We start from the raw sequence: 23,225 nt of genomic DNA on the forward strand, positions 1-23,225 counted from the left end.
ATAACTCCGTTAACCACCAAACTGGGTTTTATCCTGTGCTTTAGCACGCGCATCATTGGTTGTAATAATACCGAAGTTAACTAAGCTTGCTAAACATTGATCCATGGTCTGCATTCCATGGGACGCACCGGTTTGAATTGATGAATACATTTGCGCGATTTTATCTTCTCGGATTAGGTTTCGGATAGCAGGAATACCTATCATGATTTCATGGGCTGCTACTCGGCCACCGCCCACTTTTTTAAGTAAGGTTTGTGATATTACGGCACGTAGTGATTCAGACAACATTGAACGCACCATGTCTTTTTCTTCACCAGGGAATACGTCAATGATACGGTCGATAGTTTTTGGTGCAGAAGTAGTATGCAAGGTACCAAACACCAAGTGACCTGTTTCTGCCGCGGTCATCGCTAAGCGAATTGTTTCAAGGTCACGAAGCTCACCCACCAAGATTACATCCGGATCTTCACGTAATGCGCTTCTAAGTGCATTAGAGAAGCTATGCGTGTCACGGTGAACTTCGCGTTGGTTAATGAGACTCAGCTTATTCTCGTGCACGAATTCGATAGGATCTTCGATAGTTAAAATATGGTGATGCTTATGTTGATTAATATAATCAACCATCGCCGCTAAGGTAGTTGATTTACCAGAACCAGTCGGGCCTGTAACCAACACTAAACCACGCGGATTATCGGAAATGGTTTTAAAAATATCAGGCGCACCTAAGTCATCAAGCGTTAAAACATCACTTGGGATAGTACGAAACACCGCCGCTGGGCCACGGTTTGAGTTAAATGCGTTTACACGAAAACGCGCAAGGTTTGGTACTTCAAAAGAAAAATCCACTTCGAGATTTTGTTCGTAGTCCTTACGCTGATTATCGTTCATAATATCGTATACCAGACTATTTACATCTTTTTGTTCTAATGCTGGAATATTAATACGACGCACATCACCATCAACACGTATCATAGGTGATACGCCTGATGACAAGTGTAAATCCGAGGCTTTGTGTTGCACACTAAAGGCCAATAATTCGGTAATATCCATTTATGACTCCACAACCAACTGATAATTATATGGTTACAATAGCAGAACGACTTACATCCGCCTACGCAAGAATTGCTCAAGCTGCAAAAAATAATCGCCGCGATGAGCAATCAATCAACCTATTGGCTGTTTCAAAAACAAAACCTGCCGACGATATTATTGCTGCCTATGAGCATGGCCAACGCCAGTTCGGCGAATCTTATGTCCAAGAAGCGGTAACAAAAGTAACAGCATTGGCTGATTATAAAGACATTATTTGGCACTTTATTGGCCCTATTCAATCAAATAAAAGTGCTCAAGTAGCCTCTCATTTTGATTGGGTGCAAAGTGTTGACCGCACAAAAATTGCAAAACGTCTTAATGAGCAACGGCCAGCCGACAAAGCCCCGCTCAATGTATTAATTCAAGTTAATATTAGTTTAGAAGAGGCTAAGTCAGGCTGCCACCCAGACGAGCTAATGGCACTGGCCGAATTTATCAGTCAATGCCCTAATTTGTGCTTGCGCGGTGTGATGGCAATTCCTGCCAAAACCGACGATGCCCAGCTACAATTACAATATTTTGAGCAATTAAGCGCTTGCTTTGATAAACTAAAGGCCCAATATCCCCAAGTAGACACCTTGTCGATGGGTATGAGTAACGATGTTGAAGCGGCGATTGCTGCGGGTTCAACCATGGTACGCATTGGCACGGATATATTTGGCCAACGAAATTAAAAGGTGATAACAGACATATGTCAGACAAAAAAATCGCATTTATAGGCACGGGTAACATGAGCTACGCCATCATTGGCGGCATGGTAAAGAACGGTTTTGCAGCTAAAAACATCATTGCAACCAATCGCAACCAAGAAAAATTAGCTAAGGTTGCTGCTGATTTCGGGGTGCAAACTACCGCGGATAACAACGCGGCACTTCGCGATGCTGATGTAATTGTCTTATCTGTTAAACCACAAATGATGGGCGATCTTTGCCAATCATTCCAAGACTCTGGCGTTGATTTTAGCGACAAGCTATTTATTTCAGTGGCAGCGGGCCTTAGCGTAAACCGTTTACGTGAAATGCTAGGTCAAGACGTGAAAATGGTGCGTTGTATGCCTAATACACCATCATTACTCGGTCGTGGTGTTTCAGGTCTATATGGCGCAGGCGAAACCGCTGAAGAGCACAAGTTTGTACAACAAGTTTTTGAGTGTACAGGCATTGTTGTTTGGGTTGAGCAAGAGTCACAAATCAACGACATCATCGCTGTTACAGGTTCATCACCTGCTTACTTCTTCTTATTTATGGAAGCTATCGAAGAAAAAGCTAAAGCACTTGGCTTTAGTGATGAAGATGCGCGCCGTTTAGTACAACAAACTGCATTAGGCGCAGCCGAAATGGCACTTTCGCAACCAGACATCAGTATTGCTCAGCTACGTGCAAATGTAACCTCTAAAGGTGGTACCACTCACGAAGCGGTTGAGCATTTAAAATCACAAGGTTTAGTAGGTACTGTTGCAGATGCAATGGATGCCTGTATAGCCCGCGCTGAAGCGATGGAAAAAGAACTTTAAGCTTACTTTTAAGGTAAAATTATGCAAGCCATGCACTTTTTAGTTGGGATTATTTTTGATCTCTTTTTAATGGTGGTCCTTTTACGCTTTTGGTTACAAGCGGCAAAAGCTGACTTTTACAATCCTATGAGCCAGTTTGTGGTGAAAGCCACTTCGTTCGCAGTAAACCCGCTTCGTAAAATTATTCCAGGAGTGGGTGGCTTTGATATTGCTTCGTTAGTGCTTGCTTATTTAGTTGCAGTAGCGAAACTCAGTGTTATTTTTCTGATGTTTTATAATGCTTGGGCGCCAGGTCCGGTATTTATTCAGGCTTTAATAACTGTCGTTAAAGAAGGGTTAAACATACTATTTTGGGTTTTAATTATTCGTGCTTTACTAAGCTGGGTAAGCCAGGGTTACAACCCAATTGAAGCTGTATTCCACCAGCTAACTGAACCTATGTTACGCCCTATTCGTAAGGTTATTCCACCACTAGGTGGTTTAGACTTATCAATCTTAGTGTTGATTATTGGTCTACAGTTTTTACAGTTTCTATTGTTGGATTTAATTGGCTAAACGTTTAACGTGACGCAGTAAGGGGCCGAAAGGCCTCTTTTGTTAAGTGAGATATACCATGAAGCAATTTATTTATTTTTCTTTAATTGTATTAAGTTTATTTACAAGCTATGCCAAAGCGGATGAACAGGCAGGCGCTCAGTACAAGGTACTTGGCCCTTGGGAAGTTCACTACATTGCATTTCCATCGACCTTTATCCAGCCTAATATCGCCAAAAACTACGATTTAGAGCGTAGCCCTAGCAAAGGGATTATTAATATTTCGGTATTAAAAAACAGCGATAAAACAGCACAGACTGCAACTTTAACAGGCACAGCACGTAATTTGCTTGGTAATAAAAAGCCGCTTAAATTTAAAGAAGTTGTTGAAGGCGATGCAATTTATTACCTAGCTCAAATCGATTATAGCAACGAAGAAATCTACCGTTTTGATATCGAAATAAATCAAAATGGCAAAGTACAAACGCTGAAGTTTCAGCAAAAATTTTACGTAGATTAATAGACCTATGAATAACACCTTGGTTTTAGCCACGGGTAACCCTGGCAAAGTAAAAGAGTTGGCAAGTATGCTCAGCCCTCTTAATATTAACGTGGTTCCACAAAGCGATTTTCAAGTACCAGACGTGCCTGAAACAGGCACCACATTTGTTGAAAACGCCATTATTAAAGCGCGCCATGCTGCAAAGATCACTGGCATGCCCGCTATTGCTGATGACTCAGGTCTTGAAGTTGACGGCCTAAATGGTGCACCGGGTGTATACTCTGCACGCTTTGCCGGAACGGGTGCAAGCGATCAAGATAATATCGACAAGCTATTAAAAGAGCTTGCTGATAACCCAGTTCGCAGTGCGCGTTTTTGGTGTGTTTTGGTATTAATGCGCCACGCCGACGACCCTACACCACTTATTTGTAGTGCCAGTTGGGAAGGCGAAATCACCCATAGCCAAGATGGTCAGGGTGGATTTGGTTATGATCCTGTTTTTTACGTACCGTCTGAGCAATGCACTAGCGCTCAGTTAACTAAGGAGCAAAAAAATGCCCTTAGCCATCGCGGCCAAGCTTTAAAACAACTACTTGCGCAATTGCAGCAAAAAGGCGGCCTGTGAGTTTACCGCCTTTAAGTTTATATGTGCACGTGCCTTGGTGCGTGCAAAAGTGCCCATACTGTGACTTTAATAGCCATGGCCAAAAAGGCACAATCCCCGAAAAAGAATATGTTCAGCATCTAATTGATGATCTCAAGGCCGACTTGCACTTAGTGCAAGGGCGTAAAATCCACAGCATATTTATTGGTGGCGGTACCCCAAGCTTATTAACGGGTGACGCTTATACCCGCTTACTAGGTGAAGTCGACAGATTAATTGGCCTAAGTGATGACTGTGAAGTTACCCTAGAGGCTAATCCCGGTACCGTCGAAACAGGTCGCTTTAAAGAGTATGTTGCCGCTGGCATCAATCGTATTTCGATTGGCGTACAAAGCATGCAAAATGACAAGCTAAAAGCCCTTGGCCGTATTCATGGTGCTGACGAAGCAAGCTATGCAGCTAAACAGGCACACCAAGCGGGGTTAAATAGCTTTAACCTTGATTTAATGCATGGCTTACCCGGACAATCTCTTGAAGATGCCTTAAGCGACCTTGAAAAAATCATCGCGCTTAATCCTCCACACATATCTTGGTATCAACTAACGATTGAGCCGAATACTCAATTTGCTTCTAAGCCACCGACCTTACCGCATGACGACACTCTGTGGGATATTCAAGAACAAGGTCAAGCATTGCTGGCAGCTGCAGGTTATGAGCAATACGAGATCTCAGGCTACGCGAAGCCCGGCTACCAATGCCGTCATAACTTGAATTATTGGCGATTTGGCGATTATCTCGGTATCGGCTGCGGTGCACATGGTAAAATTACCGATGAAAATAAAGTCATCACCCGTACGGTGAAAGTAAAACACCCACGAGGTTATATGGATCTTGCCAAACCGTATTTATACGAACAATGGCAAGTAGCAGAAGACGACTTAGCTTTTGAATTCTTTATGAATCGTTTTCGTTTAGTCGAACCCTGCCCCAAAGCTGATTTACCTTTGCTTACAAGTTTGTCACTGCCAAGTCAGGAACAAGCCTTGACTGATGCAATTGCAAAAGGCTTACTAATTGATGATAAAGATAACTGGCAGGTAAGCCAAAAAGGCCACCGCTTTTTAAATGACCTGCTAGAATTATTCGTTTAAGAATTATAATTAAATTTCTAACAACTACAAAGGAACGATAATGCGTAAACTGACCTTCATCGCTGCGGCGGTAAGTGTTGCATTACTTGGCGGCTGCCAACAAATGCAAGAGCAACCGAAGCCTGCACCAAGTGTACAAAGCCAACCTGTACAAAGTGAAATCGATAAAGCAAATGCCTTCTTCGAAGATACTTTTAACCGTGATGTAATGAAAAGCCCTATCTATCAAACATACATGGGCATCAAAAAAGATTACGACAAATGGGACGATGGCAGTGAAGAGCGCGTTTTAGAAGACTTTGAACAAACTAAAGCTGATCTAGTTGCGCTTAAGGCAATTAACCGTGACCTATTAGATGACGCGACGAAAGTAAGCTACGACCTTAAAAAGCAAGATTTAGAAAACGAAATTGCTGATTTCAAATGGCGTCATTACAACTACCCAGTGAACCAAATGTTTGGTGTTCACTCGATGATCCCAGCGTTTTTAATCAACCAACATCAAATTGCTGATGTGTCAGATGCTAAAGCGTATATCTCACGTTTAAATGGTGTTACAACGGTTATTGATCAACTAATCAAAGACCTTGAAGTACGTGCAGATAAAGGCATTATCGCCCCTAAGTTTGTTTTCCCACACGTAATTGATTCAAGCAATAATATCTTACGCGGCGCACCATTCCATGATGGTGAAGACTCAACGTTACTTGCTGACTTTAAACGTAAAGTAAACGCATTAGAGATTGCCGACAGCGAAAAATCAGCACTTATCAGCGATGCAGAAAAAGCCTTAAAAGCAGCAGTAAAACCTTCTTACACTAAACTAATTAACTTCTTAGCTCAGTTAGAAAAGCGCGCTGATGACCGTGATGGTGCTTGGAAATTCCCTGACGGCGAAGCGTTCTACAACAATGCGCTAGCACGTACCACAACAACTGATTTAACAGCGAAAGAAATTCACACAATCGGTTTAGCTGAAGTCGCGCGTATTCACGACGAAATGCGTGAGATTAAGGACAAAGTAGGCTTTAAAGGTGACCTTAAAGCATTCATGCAATTCATGAAAACTGATAAGCAGTTCTACTACCCGAATACCGCTGAAGGTAAACAACGTTACCTTGATGAGGCAACAGCACTTATCGATAACATGAAGTCTCGTCTAGACGAGCTATTCATAGTTAAGCCAAAAGCAGACCTTAAGGTTAAAGCTGTTGAAGCATTCCGCGAAAAAGCAGCAGGTAAAGCGTTCTACCAACAACCTGCACCAGATGGTTCACGCCCAGGTATTTATTACGCAAACCTTTACGATATGGAAGCAATGCCAACATACCAAATGGAAGCACTTGCATACCACGAAGGTATTCCAGGTCACCACATGCAAATTGCTATCGCGCAAGAGCTTGAAGGTGTGCCTAAGTTCCGTAAGTTTGGCGGCTACACAGCCTATGTTGAAGGTTGGGGTTTATACTCTGAGCTAGTACCAAAAGAAATGGGCTTATACGAAGACCCATATTCAGATTTTGGTCGTCTTGCGATGGAATTATGGCGTGCATGTCGCCTAGTAGTAGATACAGGTATCCATGCTATGAAGTGGACTCGTCAAGAAGGTATCGACTACTACGTAAATAACACACCAAATGCGACGTCTGATGGCGTTAAAATGGTTGAGCGTCACATTGTAATGCCTTCACAAGCAACGGCATACAAAGTGGGCATGCTGAAAATTTTAGAGCTTCGTGAAGCGGCTAAAGAAAAACTAGGCGATAAATTCGATATTCGTGAATTCCACGACGTAGTACTTAAAAATGGTGCAGTACCATTAAACGTACTTGAGAAGTTTGTTGACCAATGGGTTGCTAAGAAACAGGCAGCTTAAACAATAAAGACTTGAAAAAGGCCGCTCAGCGGCCTTTTTTATTTATTTAAACAAGTAGTTGAGCTATAAATGTATAAATAATAAAAAGCGAGTATTTCCATGCAAAGCGCGATTGAGCAATTGAACAGCCGACTACAACATCATCAGTTAAAAGAACTCATTGCCGATTACCAAAGTTTATCGGGGGTTTTGCAAGCGGCACAATTACAACATATCTATCAATTAGCTTGCAGTAGTGAAGTTAAATATTTGTTTTTACAAAATGTTGCAGCGCATTTACTCGAAGCAAGCCCGCTACCAAGTGAAGCTGTGGGCTTGATTGATGATATCGATAAATTGAGTTTTTTCACTCCAGGCCTTAAGTTTCAAAATGCCTTTTGCGTAACAGACAACCAAGGGAATACCCTACTACATCATTTATTTACTCAGTGTCAGCCCGATAAACTGCCCTTTAATTATTTGCGCTCGTTAATGTTATTTGAAAGCAACGAGAGCCTAGGAAGTGCGTTAAAAACATTAAATAAGCAGCAGCTCACCCCTATTGGTTGCTTTATAGCGCAAAACACGACAACCCAAATGCTAGCAAAACATGAGTTTTCAGCATTATTAGCCATGATGGAAGTAGACCAAAGCCATAGCCCAACTGCTGTCAGTGCCTTGATAAATACTCTCAAGCATTTTTACAGTGCCAATAAACCAACGAGTACTGATAGCAAAGTTCTACTGTGTGCGGCCTATTTGCAGGTGCCAACGGCGCAGTTATTAAACGCGCTCAATAAATAACTCCATGAATAAGGATGTTGTTAAAGCGTTTTTATCGCTCAGCAGCTTTACAGCCCTTAACCACGGTAGCCGTATTGTACTTACCTTGTGCCTTGCAAGGTTATTAAGTACTGATGAGTTTGGCACGTTCGCGGCATTACTCGCACTTTGTGAAATTCTTTTATTACCCGCGAGCATGGGTTTTGCATCGTCTTTAATGCGTATTAGCTATCCGCTCTTCAAGGCTCAGCAACATGAGTTATTACGCGGCTTAAAACATGTTTATTTAGCTGCATCTTGTTTATTCGGGGTGATTTTTGTCGCTGCTGTGGTGATTAGCTTTCAGGCTATTTCACCACACCAAAGCGCCCAAGAGCATGTGGTTTATTTACTATTACTGGTGCCAATTGGCGCCATTATGCAAAGCCAATCTGCTTTTTTAGTGGCTTTAAACAAACCCCAAATTGGCCTGATAACGCAGCAGTGTATTTTTGAATTGCTAACGGCTGGGTTTTGCTTTTTAGTCTATCTAATACGTGGTGACTTATCTTTAGTCGAGATTTGTATCCTGTTGTTTTGTAGCATCTTATGTGTGGTCATTTATCAATATTGGTTAATCAAAAAAATGATCGTCGCAAGCACTGCCCGCTACCAAACCAAGCAATGGTGTAAAGACTCATTGATCATGCTCGCCAGTGGCGCAGGAACCGTGTTGGTAGCAAAACTCGATGTCTTACTGGTGCATCACTGGTTTGGTGCACAAGGCGTGAGTATCTTCTTTCCTGCAGTAGTGATTGCTGGCTTACTGACTATTTTAGGCAATGCTGCCAACCAATATTTAAAACCCATTTTAATGGCTGATGAGACGACCGAGCAGCAACTTAGCGAGTTAATGAAAGTGGTATGGCGTTTTAACTTTGCCGCTATTTTTCTACTCGCCCTGCTCGCAAAGCCACTACTCACTCTCTATGGCGAAAGCCAATTGCAAGAAGGGTTTTGGATTTTAATGCTGCTGTTACTCGGGCAGCTGTTATTACCAGCAAGAATTTTAGCCAGTAGCATGATCAAGTTAAAAGGGAACCCGCTTATCAACTTGTACGTATTACTTGGCGCAACCAGTGTCACGGTTTTAATGGCAGTACTGTTAAAAGATCAGTTTGGCTTATTGGGGGTGGCTGTGGCATTTAGTGGTGGCTTTATGCTAGGTGCGCTTTGCCGCATGGTTATTGTATGCACACGCATGCGGCTGCCTTTATCTGTGGTATTGGGTTTAGTCAGATAGATAATATTCAACACTGGTAACAACACGCACTTTTTTCAGCTGAGGTGTGTTTGAATCTCTATCTGTTATTGAAAACTGCCCCTGACGCGCTGTTTTAATTTTACCTAATTTAGACTGTGAATCTTTGGCAAATTTCATTGCCACTTCGCGGGCTTTTTCGGTTGCTTCTTGAATCATATTTGGCTTAATTTCATTTAAGCCATTAAATAAATATTGAATACGCGTTTCGTAATTGTCTTGTACTATCGCGATGCCTTGCTTCGCTAATTGGCTTACTGCACCTAAGGCATGTCGCACTTTTTCGATGTCATTTGAATAAACAATGACATTATTACGGGCAATATAACGAAACTGCTGATTCTCGCCGCCATATTCACGGGCTTGCTTATCAATAATGGATTGACTACCAAGACTTATTTCTTCATCACTAAAACCATGTAACTTTAAAAAAGCCACAACCGCATCGCTTTTCTCTTCAACTCGACCAACTAATTTTTCAAGATTATTGTCGGCATCTGAAAACTGTAATGGCCAAATAACGGTGTCAGCTGGCACTTCCATTTCAGCTAAACCTTTAACGTGGACAGTGCGCTCCATACCCTTTACATCAAGGGCCGCACTTTTCAAAATAAAACCTAATCCAAGTAAACCAACCGCTAATGCACACGCTGCAATAACGATATTAAATGGTTGCGCTTTATTCATGCTTTTCTCCTTGATGTAGGTCACTGTTTTTGACTCGAAAAGTAGTTATAAACAGGTTATCTTATGAGTATCACTTTTAATACTTTAGAAGCGTGTCGGTTCTAGTTTGGGTGTATTAAACTTAACAGACCCTGAAGTTTTAACAAACAGCGCAAGCGAAGGAAACAGCATGAGCGTTAAACGTATTAGCCATTTTTTTAATCCTAAATCGGTCGCGGTCATTGGCGCCTCAAATTCCCCTAATCGAGCGGGTTTTGTGGTGATGCGCAATTTGCTACAAGGGGGCTTTAAAGGCCCGATCATGCCGGTTAGTTTAAATCACAGCGCTGTACACGGGGTATTAGCCTATCCAAGCATTGCTGCACTGCCAAAAGTACCCGACCTTGCCGTTATTTGTACTAACAAAAATACCTTAATCAACATCATTAATGAACTTGGTGAGCTTGGCTGTAAACATGCGGTGGTGATTGCTGCGGGTTTAAATGTAGAACAAAAACAAGCATTAAAAGAGGCTGCAACTCAAGCAAATGTGTCTTTACTAGGACCTAACTGCTTAGGCTTACTCATTCCTCATATCGGCTTAAATGCCAGTTTTTCACATACGATTGCCAGTCCAGGAAAACTCGCCTTTGTATCCCAATCAGCTGCCGTTTGTTCAACAATCCTTGATTGGGCCAAAAATAAAGAGATTGGCTTTTCATATTTTGTGTCTGTCGGTGACTGCCTTGATATCGACTTTGATGAGTTACTCGACTTTTTAGGCCGAGATGCAAAAACCAAAGCTATCTTGTTGTATATCGATAATATTGAAGATATTCGTAGCTTTATTTCCGCAGCTAGAGCCGCTGCGTTTAGTAAACCCGTCATTGCCATTAAAACCGGTAAAACCAGTGCGGGCGCTCTTGCTGCAGAGATCCATACTGGTGGCAAGCAAAGCTCAGATGCAGTCTATGATGCGCTATTCCAGCGAGCAGGTATGCTAAGGGTAAACGACTTACGTGAGCTTTTTGCTGCTACACAAACACTGGCAATGCACCCAAAATTACTAAAAGTCGAACAACTGACTATCTTAACAAATGGTGGCGGCCCAGGTGTCATGGCAGTGGATACGCTATTACAGAGCTCAGGAAAACTAGCTGAGCTTAGCGACGAGACCAGAGCGGCGCTTAATAAAGTGATCCCGCAATCAGAGATGACCTCGAATCCGGTGGATATTTTTGGTGACTCAGCACCAAGGCGCTATCAACAAGCCTTAGAAATTTTGCTGCAAGCCAAAGAAGTCAAAAACCTGCTGATCATTCATACCCCTTCTGCGCTTGCACCGAGTGAAGACTATGCTGAGATTATTGTCGAAACCTTAGAAAAAATCCCGAAGATGGCTCGCCCTTATGTTATGACAAACTTTATGGGTGAAGATGCTGCGTATGCCGCACGTAAAGTCTGCGCTAATAATGCCATTCCAACTTACCGTACACCTGAAGGTGCGGTTGGTGCGTTTATGCACTTGGTAAGTTATCGCCGTAACCAAAAGCATTTAACGCAAACGCCAGAATCAAACACCGATGATGCAAAAATAAATAAAGACGCAGCACGCACAGTCGTAAATGAGTTTTTAGCCGAAGAGCAAAGCTATTTATCAACCCATGAAGCAAGCCAAATACTCACTCATTATGGTATTGATTGTATTCAAACTGAAGTTGCTTACACACCAACCGAAGCCAAAGAACAAGCCATAGAGCTGGGCTTTCCGGTAGCGTTAAAACTAATTAGCCCAAGTATTCCCTCTAAATCAGAAGTCGGTGGTGTTGTCCTTAACTTAAATGATGCGCAAGAAGTTGAGCAAACAGCTTTTGCCATGCTGCTACGAATCAAAAATACCTACCCTGATGCCCATATAGAAGGCTTTTCACTGCAAAAAATGGCGCCGCGAGCAGGTGCGAATGAGCTGCGTATAGCTATTAAAACAGAGCCGAACTTTGGCCCAGTAATTTTACTGGGCGAAGCAGGAACTGGACTTGAATTCGCTCAAGCGGCAGTGGCATTACCACCACTTAATATGAACTTGGCAAAATACTTGATTGCTGCGGCGCACGATAAGGGCGTTCTTAAAGACCGTGTTCTGCCAGAAAAAGTCGATAAGTATCGCTTATGCGCCTTGCTAACTCGTATCTCGCAGCTTGTAATCGATCAACCCGATATAATCAGTGTCGAACTAAATCCTATTTTAGCCAGCAATGGACAATTTTTAGTACTTGATGCGACAATTGGCCTGAGCCGTTATAAAGCAAAAGCAAATCGTAAACGTTTGTGTATTCGCCCCTACCCTATTGAACTGGTTAAAGAAGTTACTCTTAAAAATAACACTCAAGCACAATTAAGACCTATAAAACCTGAAGATGAACAAGCACATTTAGAGTTTGATCAGTCACTGAGTAAAGAAGACAGATATAAGCGCTTTTTTGGTGAGTTACCGCAATTTAATCATGATCAGCTGGCAAAAATGACGCAAATTGATTATGACCGAGAAATGGCATTTATTGTCAGTCAAGAGCAAAACGGCTCAGCCTGCACACTAGGGGTTTCTAGGGTGTTGATGGATCCTGACAAGCTAGATGCAGAGTTTGCAATTGTGGTGCGCTCTGACTGCCAAGGTTTAGGGCTCGGTACAATACTAATGAATGCCGCGATTGAGCATTGTAAAAACCAAGGCGTTAAACAAATTGCCGGGATCACCCTGCCGGAAAACACTGGCATGATTGAGCTGGCACGAAAACTAGGGTTTAAGATCACCCGCGATTTTGAAGAAGGCAGCATTAATATGGTGCTAAAACTAAACTAATAAATGGATCATTATTTTGCAGCGGTTAAGAAATTACACAGCGCGCGTTTTTGAAGGCAACGGCAAGTATCGGCGTATAGGTCGTACACTTGACGTGTTCTTAATGTCACTGATCATGATCAATGTAGTGGCGATTGTTTTAGAGTCGGTCGGCCCTTTAGCAAAACAATATCATCACGAATTTTTAATGATTGAGCTGATTTCTGTCGGTATTTTCACCTTAGAGTATGTACTTAGACTTTGGTGTTGTGTAGATAAAAGCGCACATAAAGAAAGCCCGTTAACAAACTCAAAAATTCGTATTAAGTATTTCTTTTCGCCTATGGCGCTGATTGATCTCGTTGCCATTTTACCCACCATTTTAATGGTGTTTGTGAGTGTTGATTTACGTTTCTTACGAGTACTTAGGTTGATGCGGATCTTTAAGCTCACTCGTTATTCACGCGCCATGCAACTACTTTTAAACTCATTTAAAGAAGAAAGCAGTTCCTTGCTTGCGGCGTTTTTTATAATGGCTGTGGTGCTGATCATCGCTTCATGTGGTATTTATTTAATTGAACATGATGTTCAGCCCGATAAATTTGGCTCTATCCCTGCAGCAATGTGGTGGGCAATGGTCACACTAACAACCGTTGGTTATGGCGATGTCGTGCCTGTGACCCCCCTTGGTCGCTTATTTGGTGGCGCTATTACACTCGTTAGTATGGGCATGGTGGCAATTCCAACCGGTTTGTTAGCTTCGAGTTTTTCTGAGCAGCTACGAAAACGTAGACAAGTTTTTACCGATGCGGTACACGAAGCTATTGAAGATGGCCATCTTTCACCCGTTGAAGAGGAACACTTAGAAAACTTGCGTTATAAACTAGGGTTAAGTCAGCAAGAGGCGAACAAAGCGATTCATAACGAACTGAAAAACCGTAATCGTAGCCTTTATTGCCGCCATTGCGGAAAGCGCCAAGATTAACTAAAAGGGTAAAGCGTTTAGCTTTACCCTAAAAACTCATCGCTCCACTGTGTATCTAAAAGCGCTTTCACTTCGTCTCCCGCCACAGGTTTGCTGAACAAATAACCTTGGAAATACTCACACCCTAAAGAACGTAAGAATTGTAACTGGGTGCGATTTTCAACTCCTTCAGCTACACACTCTTTACCTAAACTTTTTGCAAGGGTAAGTGTTGAGTTAATGATAGCCTCATCGCCTTTATCGACTCCGATGTCATTAACAAAGCTCTTGTCTATTTTCAGTACATCGACCGGGAAACGTTTTAAATAGGTCAGTGAGGCATAGCCCGTACCAAAGTCATCCATATAAATACGACAACCTAGCGCTTTGAGCTTTTCCATACTTTGCTGCGCTTTATCCGAATCATGCATCATAACTGATTCGGTGATTTCAAAAACTAATGCACTCGCAGGTACATTAATTGCGCTTATTGATTGATGTATTTTTTCAACCAGATTTTCGCTTTCAAAATCAAGGGCGGAGAGATTAATTGAAATATATAAATCAGGATGCGTAGTACGCCACTGGCGCAATTCAATCAATGCTCTTGATAGAGTTTGCAACATAATTTTGGTAATAAGCCCTGAACTTTCTGCGGCATTAGCGAAGTCTTCAGGTTTATATTCATCATTACTCGGCCAACGTAGAAGCACTTCAAGCCCTGCAACTTGGCAAGTTTCTGCGCTTACTATTGGCTGATAAAAATTACAAAACTCGTGCTCTTGGTAAGCTTTACTTAACTGAGATTCTAAATGCAAAGTGCGCTGCACTTGTAAATTCATTTCTTGCTTATAGAACTGATAACACCCTTCAACATGACTTTTCGCGTGATAAAGTGCCACATTAGCTGCTTTTAATAACGCTTTTGTGTCTTTTGCATCATCTGGGTAAACAGCAACACCGACGCTAAGGTTTACTTTTACCGCTTGTTGGCTCAGTTCAATATGTGTATCAACACAATCCATTACTTTAGCGCATAGTAATAGTAATTCATCCAGCTGTTTAAAATCTTCAGCAAGGATCACAAACTCATCACCATCGAAACGTGCCACACTATCTTGCGGGCGAAGTACATGCTTTAAGCGCTTAGCAACTCGCTTGATTAGTTCATCTGATTCTTCGCGCCCAAGTGAATCATTAAAATGCTTAAAGCGCTTAATATTAACGTTTAATAACGCCACTTTTGTTTGATGATAATCAGCCTGTTCAATAGCGTGGACCACCCGATCATTAAACAAGGTTTTATTAGGTAGGCCGGTTAAAGCATCATAATTAGCGAGTAAATGTAGCTCACTTTCAGCCAGCTTTTGCGCGCTAATATCAGTAACAATAATCACATAGCTATCAAGTTGGCGGTTATTACCTGCTACTGCACTTATTTTTATCAATACTTGGCGCTTTTCACCGCTCGCAACTGAAACTACATCTTCTGCAGAGAAGTGCTCACCAGATTTAAGCTTTTGCATAATGCGCAAGTAATGAATTCGTGTAGGAATTGGCATCCCTAAGGTTAACGAGCGACTAGAACGCGGCTCAGCCGGAAAACCAAATGCATCTTGAAAGGATTTATTGGTAGCTCGAATACGTAAGTTTTTATCTAAGATAAATACCCAGTCTCGTGTTTGTTCGAATGCCGCACCAAACAAGCGAGCATTTTCTTCAAATACTAACTCACGAGTCATATTCGTATAAGTGCCAGCTACTTTTTCAGGAGCATTGCCTTGCCATTCAACCACTTTGCCAAAGTCTTTATACCAACGCCAATTACCATCGGCATGACGCAGCCTGTAAGTACAATTGAAATAACCTTTTTGAGTCGATAAAAACTCTAACCACTCTAAACGGAAGGTTTGTTTATCATGTGGGTGAATCTTTGCTAAATAATCATCTAAGTTTACGCTATCGGTCTCATAGCCGAGCTCATTTTTAAGACGTGGTTGATAAATAATTGGGCTTTGCGATGACCAATCCCATACACCTGAATGACTACCTTCAAGAGCGAGCTTTAATCGCGCTTCACTCTCTTTACTTTCTTTATGAGCTGCTAGCAATATTTGTTGCATTCGATTACGTCTAAATATCCAAGCAGCTACAAATAGTGCAACCAGAATCACATATAAAATAATGAAGTGTGGTGCGCGCCAAACTGGGTATTTTACTTCGATATTCAAAATAGCGGGCGGCGTTAAATCTCCCGTTAATGGATCTTTAGCCCAAACTTTAAGATGGTATTTTCCTGCGCTGAGTTTTGGGAATAACACACGGTTGTTATTTCGTGTGTACGTTTTTTGGCCATCCCCAAGCTGATATTCATAAATAATACGCTCTTGATAATTGAATGCCATTGCCGAAAACGCAACTTCTAATCCTATATCATCATGCTCAAGGACAACACTGTCGATTGGCTGTTTTAACTCAGCGGGTAAATCACGAGACATCAAATCAAGATTAGTGATATTAACGTGATCAATTAAAGCTTGCTGATAGTGGTTATCCATTGGATAAAAGTAAGTAAATCCTTTTAACGTACCATAGACAATTTGCCCTGATTCAAGCTTAGTAAATGCACCACTATTAAACTCGGTTGAGAATAACCCCTCTGAGCCAGTAAACTGTTGAAAGTGCAGATTATTTGGATTTAGTCGCCATAATCCTTTGTGGCTACTCATCCATATCATGCCCGCTTCATCAAGTACCATATCGTAAAGCAATGTACCTAACTTATTCTTTTCTAAATCAATTGTGTAAATATGTTCATAAGTATCGGCATCTAAACCAATCAAACCAAAATTCGATAATGATAACCACAGTACATTGTTGTTATCTATGATGTATGACATCACATTCACAGCCACATTTTCGTGTTGCTCTGGGACTGTATAAATCGTGGTTAGTTCGTATGTGTTAGGATCTACTTGATAGAGAATACCTGCATTATAAAATAGAGGTGCCTCTGGGTTAGATGATAATGCAGGCAAAAAACCGTAAGCTAAGAACGGCTCAAACTCATCAAATTTACCGCCTAACCGGGTGACTTTTTGGCTATCAATATTATAAACAAACATGCCGTAATCAGGATGAACATAGTAAAGGTCACCCGATGGCATCAACAATATGCCATGAACCCAATCATTAATTAAAACCTGTTTCTCTGGATCTGCCGCTTTTACTGGTGTTGCCTGCCCTGTTTTCGGATCAAAACTTAAAACGCCTCGATTGGTATGTAACCATAGCTTATCTTTATAGGGCATTACTTGGTAGATACTAAACTCAGTTGTAATAAGATCGACTTGATAATCCTTTAAGAAAACCTCGCTTTCGTAAGTTTCTAAATCAACCGCTGTTAAACCATTATGCGTAGCAAGCCAAAGGCGATTTTGAAACTCTGTAATACTCCAAATTGAATGATGAGATAATCCATCACCCTTTAATGTATTGGCTGTAACATTGATAAAGTTGTAGTTATCATAAGATTGGTAAAAGGCACCGTCATTTTTGGTTGCTAGCCACATCCCACCAGAACGGTCTTTCACTATATCAATAATGCTGGTATCAGCTAGAGTATAGCCACTTTCTTTTAAGCGCATATTCTTAACTAACTCGCCAGTTTCTAGGTTATATTCAAATAAGCCCTTATCAGTGCCTAAGGTAACTGAGTTAGCCTCTGGAATAATCTTCCAAATATTCAAATCACTGATCAGTGATTTATTTTTAAAGGCGATGTCAGGAGTATCAAACATGGCTTGCAAATTACTAATATCTACCTGATATAGTCCTCTCACAGCCCCAACTAACAAAGTATTGTTGTTTATCACCGAGAATGACTTCACATAGTTTTGGTAGATGTGGCTTGGCTCATTTTGCAAATGTTCTAACTTACGGACCTTGCCAGATGCAAGTTCATAAACATAAGCGCCATTGCTAGTGCCCATAAAGATAAAACCTTGATACGCGTAAAGTTCACGTATAACACTGCTTTTTACCCGCTCAGGAATTTCAAAAATAGAGGTGATTTTTTTCGTTTCTAAGTCTAGCTTGGCAAAATCCCAACCACGCCCTAGCCATAGTGTTTTGTCATCAACCGCCACCATACTAAACACTGACTCAATAAAAATTTGCTCTTCAGTGGTCGGTTTAGCAATAAACTGCTGATAAGTGTCGGTGGTGGGATCATAACGGAATAAACCCGCTTGTAGGGAAGCTATCCAGATATAACCTTGCGGGTCTTGGTAAATACGGTCAATGATTGAGTCTTCAAGTTCACCATTAGGGCCTTTGATATGCACAACCTGATAACCATCGTAACGATTGAGGCCCCCTTCAGTCGATAACCATAAGTATCCACTATTATCGATGAGCATGGTGTTAACATAACTTTGTGATAAGCCTTCACTTGTTGATAAACGTTTTACCTGGGAAAAGGCAGAATGGCTAAACAAGCCACAAGTCAAAATAAAAAATAACGCTATACTGGAGAAGAACTTAGTCATTGACGTTCCAAATTGCTAACTTGGCACTGTGTCACGCGTAAAGTGCATCGCAACTACTTTTCGATGCGCATATACCTCAAACAACGATTGCAAAGAATTGGGTAATGTTAATGCATAGTTAAACCCATTTTGTAGATAAAGATCAATCAGATTTTGGTACACGAAGGTAAAAACGGTTCCTTTTTGTGCATCAGCTACAGTAGTAAGCAATTGTGAGGCTACCTTTTGACCCCGCCACATTTCATCAACATAAAGAGTAGACAAAAACAATTGTCCTGATTGGTCTTGAACCCGGCAGGCAGCAATTATTTCTAACTCTTTGTAAACAACCCACACCTGATCCGCTTTGGTCGCTCGACCACGGGCATTGTTTTTGTCATAAAATTTATTTACTAAGGGCGTTTTAATCGGCTCAAGTAAACAAAATCTGAAGTCTGCCATGTTAGCTCATTAGCGAAAGGTAATGCTCAAATTGCTGCTTAAGAAAAGCTTGCTCAGAGATAGGGCGATTGTTTATTGCAGTATAAACGCCCTCACGCGTGTTTTTTCCGCGCTTTATTTGATAGGCCCAAAAAGACGCTTCGTAATCCAATTGAATTTGATATTTTTGCTCTCGCGGCAATTTACATAAATTGAAACTCATACTTTCTCAGCAATAAATTTTTTGATTTAACAAGTATAACAAAATTAGACCGCTTTAATCGCTTTTATTAGGCTAAAAAGACCACGACAAACTTGATTTTGGAGGCACATATAAGTAGATTAACGAGCAATTTATGTACGCAAGGAATGCACGTTGTCGAAGTATCTTAATTACGGATTTGCCTTATTTTTGCTGCTTTTTTGCTTCTTAAGTAACGCCAGCACAAACTTACTGATTTTTAATCGTCCTGCCGATACACCACAAGCTCGCTATGTTATTGATTTAATGAAAATGGCTTATAAGGAAATAGGTTATGAGGTCCATATTATCGATTTCAATCATCAAAATGCTTTAGTGGCCGCTAACCAAGGTGTGCTCGATGGACAGTTAGGTCGCATTGCTGATGTTAAGGATAATTATCCTAATTTATTGAAAGTCGATTATCCGCTTTTTGATTTTAATTTAGTGCTGCTGAAAAATTGCCAGCAATGTCAATACGAAGAGCTCAAGTCTTTAGCAATTCAATCAAGCTACCCAGCTGCACAGAGTTATATCGAACGTCACCCATTTAATGGTGATGTTATCAAAGTCAGAAATGTCACTGCTCAGCTTAATTTACTAACACAAAAACGTGTTGAAGGGACAATATTGCTAGACTTTTTACTGTCAACTAAGCACCCAAACTTTAATCAAACAGCCTTTCATAAACAAGTGTTAATGCCAATGCAGAGCTATCACTTTGTTCACAAACGCCATAAAGCAATAATTCCACAACTGACCATGGTACTCAAAAAGCTTGATGAAAACGGTACGGTGCACTTTCTAAAATCAAAATACCACCTCACTGAATTTTAAAAATCAAAACCACCTTGCTCAGGGTTTGTTTGCTGCTGTTGTGCTTGCTGTTTTTTCTGAAGGTAACGTTTGTAACGCTGTTGGCATAAGCTAATCACTTTACGCTTTTCCGCGTTAGTAAACTGATTCCAATAAAAACGCTCATCCCGACTGCGATAGCAGCCTTTACAATAGCCTCGGTTATTAACTTGGCATATCCCTTTGCAAGGGCTTGGAATTTCAAATATTTCAATTTGTTGCATCACAAATGCCGGTTAATAAAGAATATTAAAAGTATAGCCTGAAAATTAACCATAAAAAAAGCCACTTTAAAAAGTGGCCTCTTAAACTAACTGTATCGCTTACTCAGACTCGCTTGTAGCAAGTTCTGCTTTACGATGAAATGGTTTTGCATACATCGCTAATACCAAAGGTTTTAACTCTTCTGGCACTTTCGCCATGCGCTCATTAAAGGCAGCGGCATCTTCTTCATCAATTATAGCTTGCGTGCAACCACCCGCTATATAGTTACCTGGGTGTAAGAAAAACGAATCAACTATTTGCTGATCAATCGTTTTTGCAAGCTCCTCAGGCGATTCACAGCCCGATTCAATTGGCTCGCCAAAAGCTAAATGCACATGACCTTTGGCTGTACTAAAGCCTTCAACAATACTGGCAATGTCTTCACCCTGCTGTTTAACATACTGACCATGTTGCTGTTTATGATAAAGCTCTTTCGCTTTAGCAATCGCACATGGCTCGTATTGATAAGAGATAGACACAGGTACAATTTTTAGTTCGCGTACGTACTCAGCAAATTCTTTCTTCTGCTTACGACCTTGTAACTGCAACATTTTAAGTAAGGCTGGATCTGTTTGATCAAAACCGTCTTTTGCTCGGCCTTCTTTTTGCGCTATCCAAATTGAGTGGCCTTCAGCGAGTGAGTCATAGATATAAGCAGACAGCTGCGACAGCGCTTTTAGCATCTCTTTGGGTGCTTTCGCTGAACGCTTCACAATAAAGCTCTTATTTAAACGCATTAACTCAGTGATATAAGGGATTTGCAGTAAATTATCACCAATTGCGATGCGCACTGTCGGCATATTGTGCTTAAACAAGCCCCAATTCACCAGCGCAGGATCAAGCACGATATCGCGGTGATTAGAGATAAATAAGTAGGCTTGTTTTGGATCTAGTTTATCTATGCCAGAAAACGTCACTTCTGAAGTCGTACGGGTAATTAATTTATTTAAATAATCAGCCACTTCATGCTGAACTTGCTCAACCGATGAGGTGTTACCCCATTTTTTACGCAGTTGGCTGCGTACCAATGGACGAGTAAGAAATGGGAAGTTCGATAAAAAGCGCGGTAGGTTATACTTAGCGATTACATCTACAAAGGCATTATCAGCAATCAAACGCGCTACTGAATCAGCTACTTCATCATCATTGTAAGGTCTTATGTCGGCGTATTTATCCACACTTTCACTCATTAAAAACTACTTAAGTTAAAAAACGGCACGCGATGCGTGCCGTTAAAAATAATTGGCGGATTATAACTCAGACAATTTTAAATGCGAACCGAGACGCGATAGTTAACCAACTTAAATCCCAATCAATGTAAAAAAATATTTTTATAACAAATAATTAAGTAATGCTCTTACCAGTTTGAGACGACTTTTTTAATACCATTTTGAGGACCAATCTAAGCATTAAAATCGCCAATACAATACCCGCTGCAAGACTTAACCAATGAGGTAAAACTTCATGCTCTTCGCCCATCATAGGCGCAACCACAAAACCATACTGCGCCACTAAATAATCGGTTAAAAAGCCAAATGCTAGCGCCGTTCCAATTACCCCTAATAGGTAGGCAAATACTGCTCGCTTGCCAAGCTCTTTTCCAACCACACCAAGCGTTGCAATATTAGTTGCTGGCCCAGCTAACATAAACACAAGCACCGCACCGGGGGACACACCACTGAGTAATAAGCCTGCCGCAATAGGTGTCGATGCAGTCGCACAGATGTACATAGGAATACTGATTAAAATGACCACCAGCATCGCAAGGATGCCATTACCCCACTGGCTTAAATAAGATTCTGGTACATAAGTTTGTACTAGAGCAGCAAAGAATAAACCGATCATTAACCAGATCATGGTGTCTTCAAGCAGCTTGTTACAACTAAAACTCGCCGCGCGTTTCAGTTTGCTAAAACGACTTTCAACGGTTTTAGTTGAGTGCTCACTGCTACAACAGCTTTTCTGCGAAGGTGCTTCTTTTTCTGTTGAGCAACTGTGTTGCTGACCCTGTGTTGGTTGCAGTTCCTTGCTACTACAACAACTTGTTTTTTTAACAGGCTCAGGTTCTTTAAGCGTTTGCTTATTACAACAACTTTGCGCGGGCTTAACAGGTGCCTCTTTGCTGCAACAGCTTGATGCGGTCATAGGCTCTGGTTGTTTACTGCTACAACAAGAGTCTGTTTTAGTGCTTTCTTTATTTGGTATTGTGCTTTGCTGTTGATGAAGTTCACTGTCTTTACCTACTAAAACACCTGCCACAATCGCACTGCATACGGCTGCAATAGGGCGAATCACCGCCATAAATGGACCTAATAACACATAAGATACGGAGACCGAATCGACCCCAGTTTCAGGAGTTGATACCAAAAATGCTGTGGTGGCACTTTTTGACGCCCCCGCTCTTCTTAAACCAATTGCCGCAGGGATTACGCCACATGAACACAGTGGCATTGGGGCACCAATAAAGGCCGCTTTCACTGTGGTCCATAAGCCTTCTTTGCCTAAATGGCGATTAAGAAAGTTGGCAGGCAAATACACATTTAAAAGACCTGCGATGAATAAGCCTAGCATTAACCAAGGTGCTGAGAGTAAAAACAGGTGCCAAAAATTAATGAGTAAGTCCATCGATATCCTCCAGCGTCGTTAGTATCGAACAGTTTTCAGCAGGTTCTTCACCGCCACAACATTTATCTGCCAATAATGAAAGTGAGTCATAAAAGCGAGTAAGCTCTGCAATTCTTTGTGCAACGAGATCACGTTTTTGTAACGTCATCTCTTTAACTTCATGGCAAGAGTGCTGATCTTTATGAAATTTAATCTGAAGTAGCTCTTTAATCTCAGCCAAACTAAAGCCAACATTCTTTGCTCTGAGAATAAAAGCCATTTGCTTATAATCATCCTCAGAGTAAAAACGATATCCTACGTCTGAACGCGAACTTGGCGTTAACAAACCATGCTTTTCGTAGTACCTTAGCGTATCTGTTGAGACACCTAACTGACGGGCAAACTCACCTATTTTCATCACCGTCTCCATTGTGAAGCGTTTATTTATTATGCTCACTATAAACCTTGGAGTACACCCCAAGGTCAAG

The 23,225-nt window shown here is 41.3% G+C and carries 21 protein-coding genes; 12 read left to right on the forward strand and 9 right to left on the reverse strand.

The window, feature by feature from the left end; translation table 11 throughout:
- Positions 1 to 9: 9 nt before the first annotated feature.
- Positions 10 to 1,050: a type IV pilus twitching motility protein PilT gene (locus tag HCZ11_RS08310; protein ID WP_130049642.1), complete on the reverse strand. Its 1,041-nt coding sequence runs from the start codon at positions 1,048 to 1,050 to the stop codon at positions 10 to 12.
- A 2-nt stretch (positions 1,051 to 1,052) separates the two neighbouring features.
- On the opposite strand from HCZ11_RS08310, the gene HCZ11_RS08315 reads away from it, so the two are divergent.
- From HCZ11_RS08315 to HCZ11_RS08355, 9 genes are all read left to right on the forward strand, one after another.
- Positions 1,053 to 1,766, forward strand: a complete 714-nt coding sequence (locus tag HCZ11_RS08315) for a YggS family pyridoxal phosphate-dependent enzyme (protein WP_167658191.1) — start codon at positions 1,053 to 1,055, stop codon at positions 1,764 to 1,766.
- A gap of 17 nt (positions 1,767 to 1,783) precedes the next feature.
- Entirely contained in the window at positions 1,784 to 2,605 is an 822-nt protein-coding gene (gene proC, locus HCZ11_RS08320; RefSeq protein WP_130049644.1) for a pyrroline-5-carboxylate reductase, read from the forward strand.
- Between the two features lie 21 nt (positions 2,606 to 2,626).
- Entirely contained in the window at positions 2,627 to 3,160 is a 534-nt protein-coding gene (locus HCZ11_RS08325) for a YggT family protein (protein WP_167658192.1), read from the forward strand.
- Between the two features lie 58 nt (positions 3,161 to 3,218).
- Entirely contained in the window at positions 3,219 to 3,659 is a 441-nt protein-coding gene (locus tag HCZ11_RS08330) for a DUF4426 domain-containing protein (protein ID WP_167658193.1), read from the forward strand.
- Between the two features lie 7 nt (positions 3,660 to 3,666).
- Positions 3,667 to 4,266, forward strand: coding sequence for an XTP/dITP diphosphatase (locus HCZ11_RS08335; protein WP_167658194.1), 600 nt, complete (start codon positions 3,667 to 3,669; stop codon positions 4,264 to 4,266).
- A complete protein-coding gene (gene hemW, locus HCZ11_RS08340; RefSeq protein WP_130049647.1) occupies positions 4,263 to 5,396 on the forward strand; it encodes a radical SAM family heme chaperone HemW in 1,134 nt (377 codons plus the stop codon). Before HCZ11_RS08335 ends, hemW begins: the two co-directional genes overlap by 4 nt.
- A gap of 40 nt (positions 5,397 to 5,436) precedes the next feature.
- On the forward strand, positions 5,437 to 7,272 hold the full coding sequence (locus HCZ11_RS08345; RefSeq protein WP_130049648.1) for a DUF885 family protein: 1,836 nt from the start codon (positions 5,437 to 5,439) through the stop codon (positions 7,270 to 7,272).
- Between the two features lie 99 nt (positions 7,273 to 7,371).
- Positions 7,372 to 8,055, forward strand: a complete 684-nt coding sequence (locus tag HCZ11_RS08350) for a hypothetical protein (RefSeq protein WP_167658195.1) — start codon at positions 7,372 to 7,374, stop codon at positions 8,053 to 8,055.
- A 4-nt stretch (positions 8,056 to 8,059) separates the two neighbouring features.
- Positions 8,060 to 9,316 (forward strand): lipopolysaccharide biosynthesis protein, encoded by a 1,257-nt coding sequence (locus HCZ11_RS08355; RefSeq protein WP_167658196.1) that lies wholly within the window; start codon positions 8,060 to 8,062, stop codon positions 9,314 to 9,316.
- On the opposite strand, the gene HCZ11_RS08360 is transcribed toward HCZ11_RS08355, so the two are convergent.
- Complete coding sequence (locus tag HCZ11_RS08360; protein WP_167658197.1) at positions 9,305 to 10,021, reverse strand: SIMPL domain-containing protein; 717 nt, start codon at positions 10,019 to 10,021, stop codon at positions 9,305 to 9,307. The two genes, HCZ11_RS08355 and HCZ11_RS08360, sit on opposite strands and share 12 nt — an antisense overlap.
- 169 nt (positions 10,022 to 10,190) lie before the next feature.
- Here HCZ11_RS08360 and HCZ11_RS08365 point away from each other — a divergent pair, with 169 nt between their 5' ends.
- The gene (locus HCZ11_RS08365) at positions 10,191 to 12,860 is read left to right on the forward strand and encodes a bifunctional acetate--CoA ligase family protein/GNAT family N-acetyltransferase (RefSeq protein WP_130049652.1); all 2,670 of its coding nucleotides are present in this window, start codon (positions 10,191 to 10,193) and stop codon (positions 12,858 to 12,860) included.
- Positions 12,861 to 12,873: 13 nt separating this feature from the next.
- Positions 12,874 to 13,824 (forward strand): ion transporter, encoded by a 951-nt coding sequence (locus HCZ11_RS08370; RefSeq protein WP_167658229.1) that lies wholly within the window; start codon positions 12,874 to 12,876, stop codon positions 13,822 to 13,824.
- A gap of 23 nt (positions 13,825 to 13,847) precedes the next feature.
- On the opposite strand, the gene HCZ11_RS08375 is transcribed toward HCZ11_RS08370, so the two are convergent.
- Genes HCZ11_RS08375 through HCZ11_RS08385 form a run of 3 tightly spaced genes read right to left on the reverse strand, consistent with a single transcriptional unit; the run spans position 13,848 to position 18,996 of the window.
- Positions 13,848 to 18,353, reverse strand: a complete 4,506-nt coding sequence (locus tag HCZ11_RS08375; protein ID WP_167658198.1) for an EAL domain-containing protein — start codon at positions 18,351 to 18,353, stop codon at positions 13,848 to 13,850.
- Between the two features lie 15 nt (positions 18,354 to 18,368).
- Entirely contained in the window at positions 18,369 to 18,794 is a 426-nt protein-coding gene (locus HCZ11_RS08380; protein ID WP_167658199.1) for a GNAT family N-acetyltransferase, read from the reverse strand.
- A gap of 1 nt (position 18,795) precedes the next feature.
- Entirely contained in the window at positions 18,796 to 18,996 is a 201-nt protein-coding gene (locus HCZ11_RS08385; RefSeq protein ID WP_130049656.1) for a DUF3283 family protein, read from the reverse strand.
- 153 nt (positions 18,997 to 19,149) lie between these two features.
- On the opposite strand from HCZ11_RS08385, the gene HCZ11_RS08390 reads away from it, so the two are divergent.
- Positions 19,150 to 19,851 carry a transporter substrate-binding domain-containing protein gene (locus HCZ11_RS08390; protein ID WP_233786787.1) on the forward strand — a complete coding sequence of 234 codons (702 nt, stop codon included), beginning with the start codon at positions 19,150 to 19,152 and terminating at the stop codon, positions 19,849 to 19,851.
- On the opposite strand, the gene HCZ11_RS08395 is transcribed toward HCZ11_RS08390, so the two are convergent.
- The 4 genes from HCZ11_RS08395 to zntR all read right to left on the reverse strand — a co-directional run bounded on the left by HCZ11_RS08395 (position 19,848) and on the right by zntR (position 23,155).
- The gene (locus HCZ11_RS08395; RefSeq protein WP_130049657.1) at positions 19,848 to 20,093 is read right to left on the reverse strand and encodes a DUF1289 domain-containing protein; all 246 of its coding nucleotides are present in this window, start codon (positions 20,091 to 20,093) and stop codon (positions 19,848 to 19,850) included. The genes HCZ11_RS08390 and HCZ11_RS08395 overlap by 4 nt on opposite strands.
- Positions 20,094 to 20,192: 99 nt before the next feature.
- Complete coding sequence (locus HCZ11_RS08400; protein WP_167658200.1) at positions 20,193 to 21,323, reverse strand: 1-acyl-sn-glycerol-3-phosphate acyltransferase; 1,131 nt, start codon at positions 21,321 to 21,323, stop codon at positions 20,193 to 20,195.
- 154 nt (positions 21,324 to 21,477) lie between these two features.
- Entirely contained in the window at positions 21,478 to 22,758 is a 1,281-nt protein-coding gene (locus HCZ11_RS08405) for an SO_0444 family Cu/Zn efflux transporter (RefSeq protein ID WP_167658201.1), read from the reverse strand.
- Positions 22,742 to 23,155, reverse strand: a complete 414-nt coding sequence (zntR, locus tag HCZ11_RS08410) for a Zn(2+)-responsive transcriptional regulator (protein WP_130052199.1) — start codon at positions 23,153 to 23,155, stop codon at positions 22,742 to 22,744. The genes HCZ11_RS08405 and zntR overlap by 17 nt, the downstream gene beginning before the upstream one ends.
- Positions 23,156 to 23,225 lie beyond the last annotated feature (70 nt).

This window comes from Pseudoalteromonas sp. HF66, from assembly GCF_011806445.1.
Taxonomy (GTDB): Bacteria; Pseudomonadota; Gammaproteobacteria; order Enterobacterales; family Alteromonadaceae; genus Pseudoalteromonas; species Pseudoalteromonas apostichopi.

Bases quoted from the DNA above. Each gene is read 5' to 3' on its own strand.
- HCZ11_RS08310 (WP_130049642.1), bottom strand. From the start codon at position 1,050: ATGGATATTACCGAATTATTGGCCTTTAGTGTGCAACACAAAGCCTCG.
- HCZ11_RS08315 (WP_167658191.1), top strand. From the start codon at position 1,053: ATGACTCCACAACCAACTGATAATTATATGGTTACAATAGCAGAACGA.
- proC (WP_130049644.1), top strand. From the start codon at position 1,784: ATGTCAGACAAAAAAATCGCATTTATAGGCACGGGTAACATGAGCTAC.
- HCZ11_RS08325 (WP_167658192.1), top strand. From the start codon at position 2,627: ATGCAAGCCATGCACTTTTTAGTTGGGATTATTTTTGATCTCTTTTTA.
- HCZ11_RS08330 (WP_167658193.1), top strand. From the start codon at position 3,219: ATGAAGCAATTTATTTATTTTTCTTTAATTGTATTAAGTTTATTTACA.
- HCZ11_RS08335 (WP_167658194.1), top strand. From the start codon at position 3,667: ATGAATAACACCTTGGTTTTAGCCACGGGTAACCCTGGCAAAGTAAAA.
- HCZ11_RS08345 (WP_130049648.1), top strand. From the start codon at position 5,437: ATGCGTAAACTGACCTTCATCGCTGCGGCGGTAAGTGTTGCATTACTT.
- HCZ11_RS08350 (WP_167658195.1), top strand. From the start codon at position 7,372: ATGCAAAGCGCGATTGAGCAATTGAACAGCCGACTACAACATCATCAG.
- HCZ11_RS08355 (WP_167658196.1), top strand. From the start codon at position 8,060: ATGAATAAGGATGTTGTTAAAGCGTTTTTATCGCTCAGCAGCTTTACA.
- HCZ11_RS08360 (WP_167658197.1), bottom strand. From the start codon at position 10,021: ATGAATAAAGCGCAACCATTTAATATCGTTATTGCAGCGTGTGCATTA.
- HCZ11_RS08365 (WP_130049652.1), top strand. From the start codon at position 10,191: ATGAGCGTTAAACGTATTAGCCATTTTTTTAATCCTAAATCGGTCGCG.
- HCZ11_RS08375 (WP_167658198.1), bottom strand. From the start codon at position 18,353: ATGACTAAGTTCTTCTCCAGTATAGCGTTATTTTTTATTTTGACTTGT.
- HCZ11_RS08380 (WP_167658199.1), bottom strand. From the start codon at position 18,794: ATGGCAGACTTCAGATTTTGTTTACTTGAGCCGATTAAAACGCCCTTA.
- HCZ11_RS08385 (WP_130049656.1), bottom strand. From the start codon at position 18,996: ATGAGTTTCAATTTATGTAAATTGCCGCGAGAGCAAAAATATCAAATT.
- HCZ11_RS08395 (WP_130049657.1), bottom strand. From the start codon at position 20,093: ATGCAACAAATTGAAATATTTGAAATTCCAAGCCCTTGCAAAGGGATA.
- HCZ11_RS08400 (WP_167658200.1), bottom strand. From the start codon at position 21,323: ATGAGTGAAAGTGTGGATAAATACGCCGACATAAGACCTTACAATGAT.
- HCZ11_RS08405 (WP_167658201.1), bottom strand. From the start codon at position 22,758: ATGGACTTACTCATTAATTTTTGGCACCTGTTTTTACTCTCAGCACCT.
- zntR (WP_130052199.1), bottom strand. From the start codon at position 23,155: ATGAAAATAGGTGAGTTTGCCCGTCAGTTAGGTGTCTCAACAGATACG.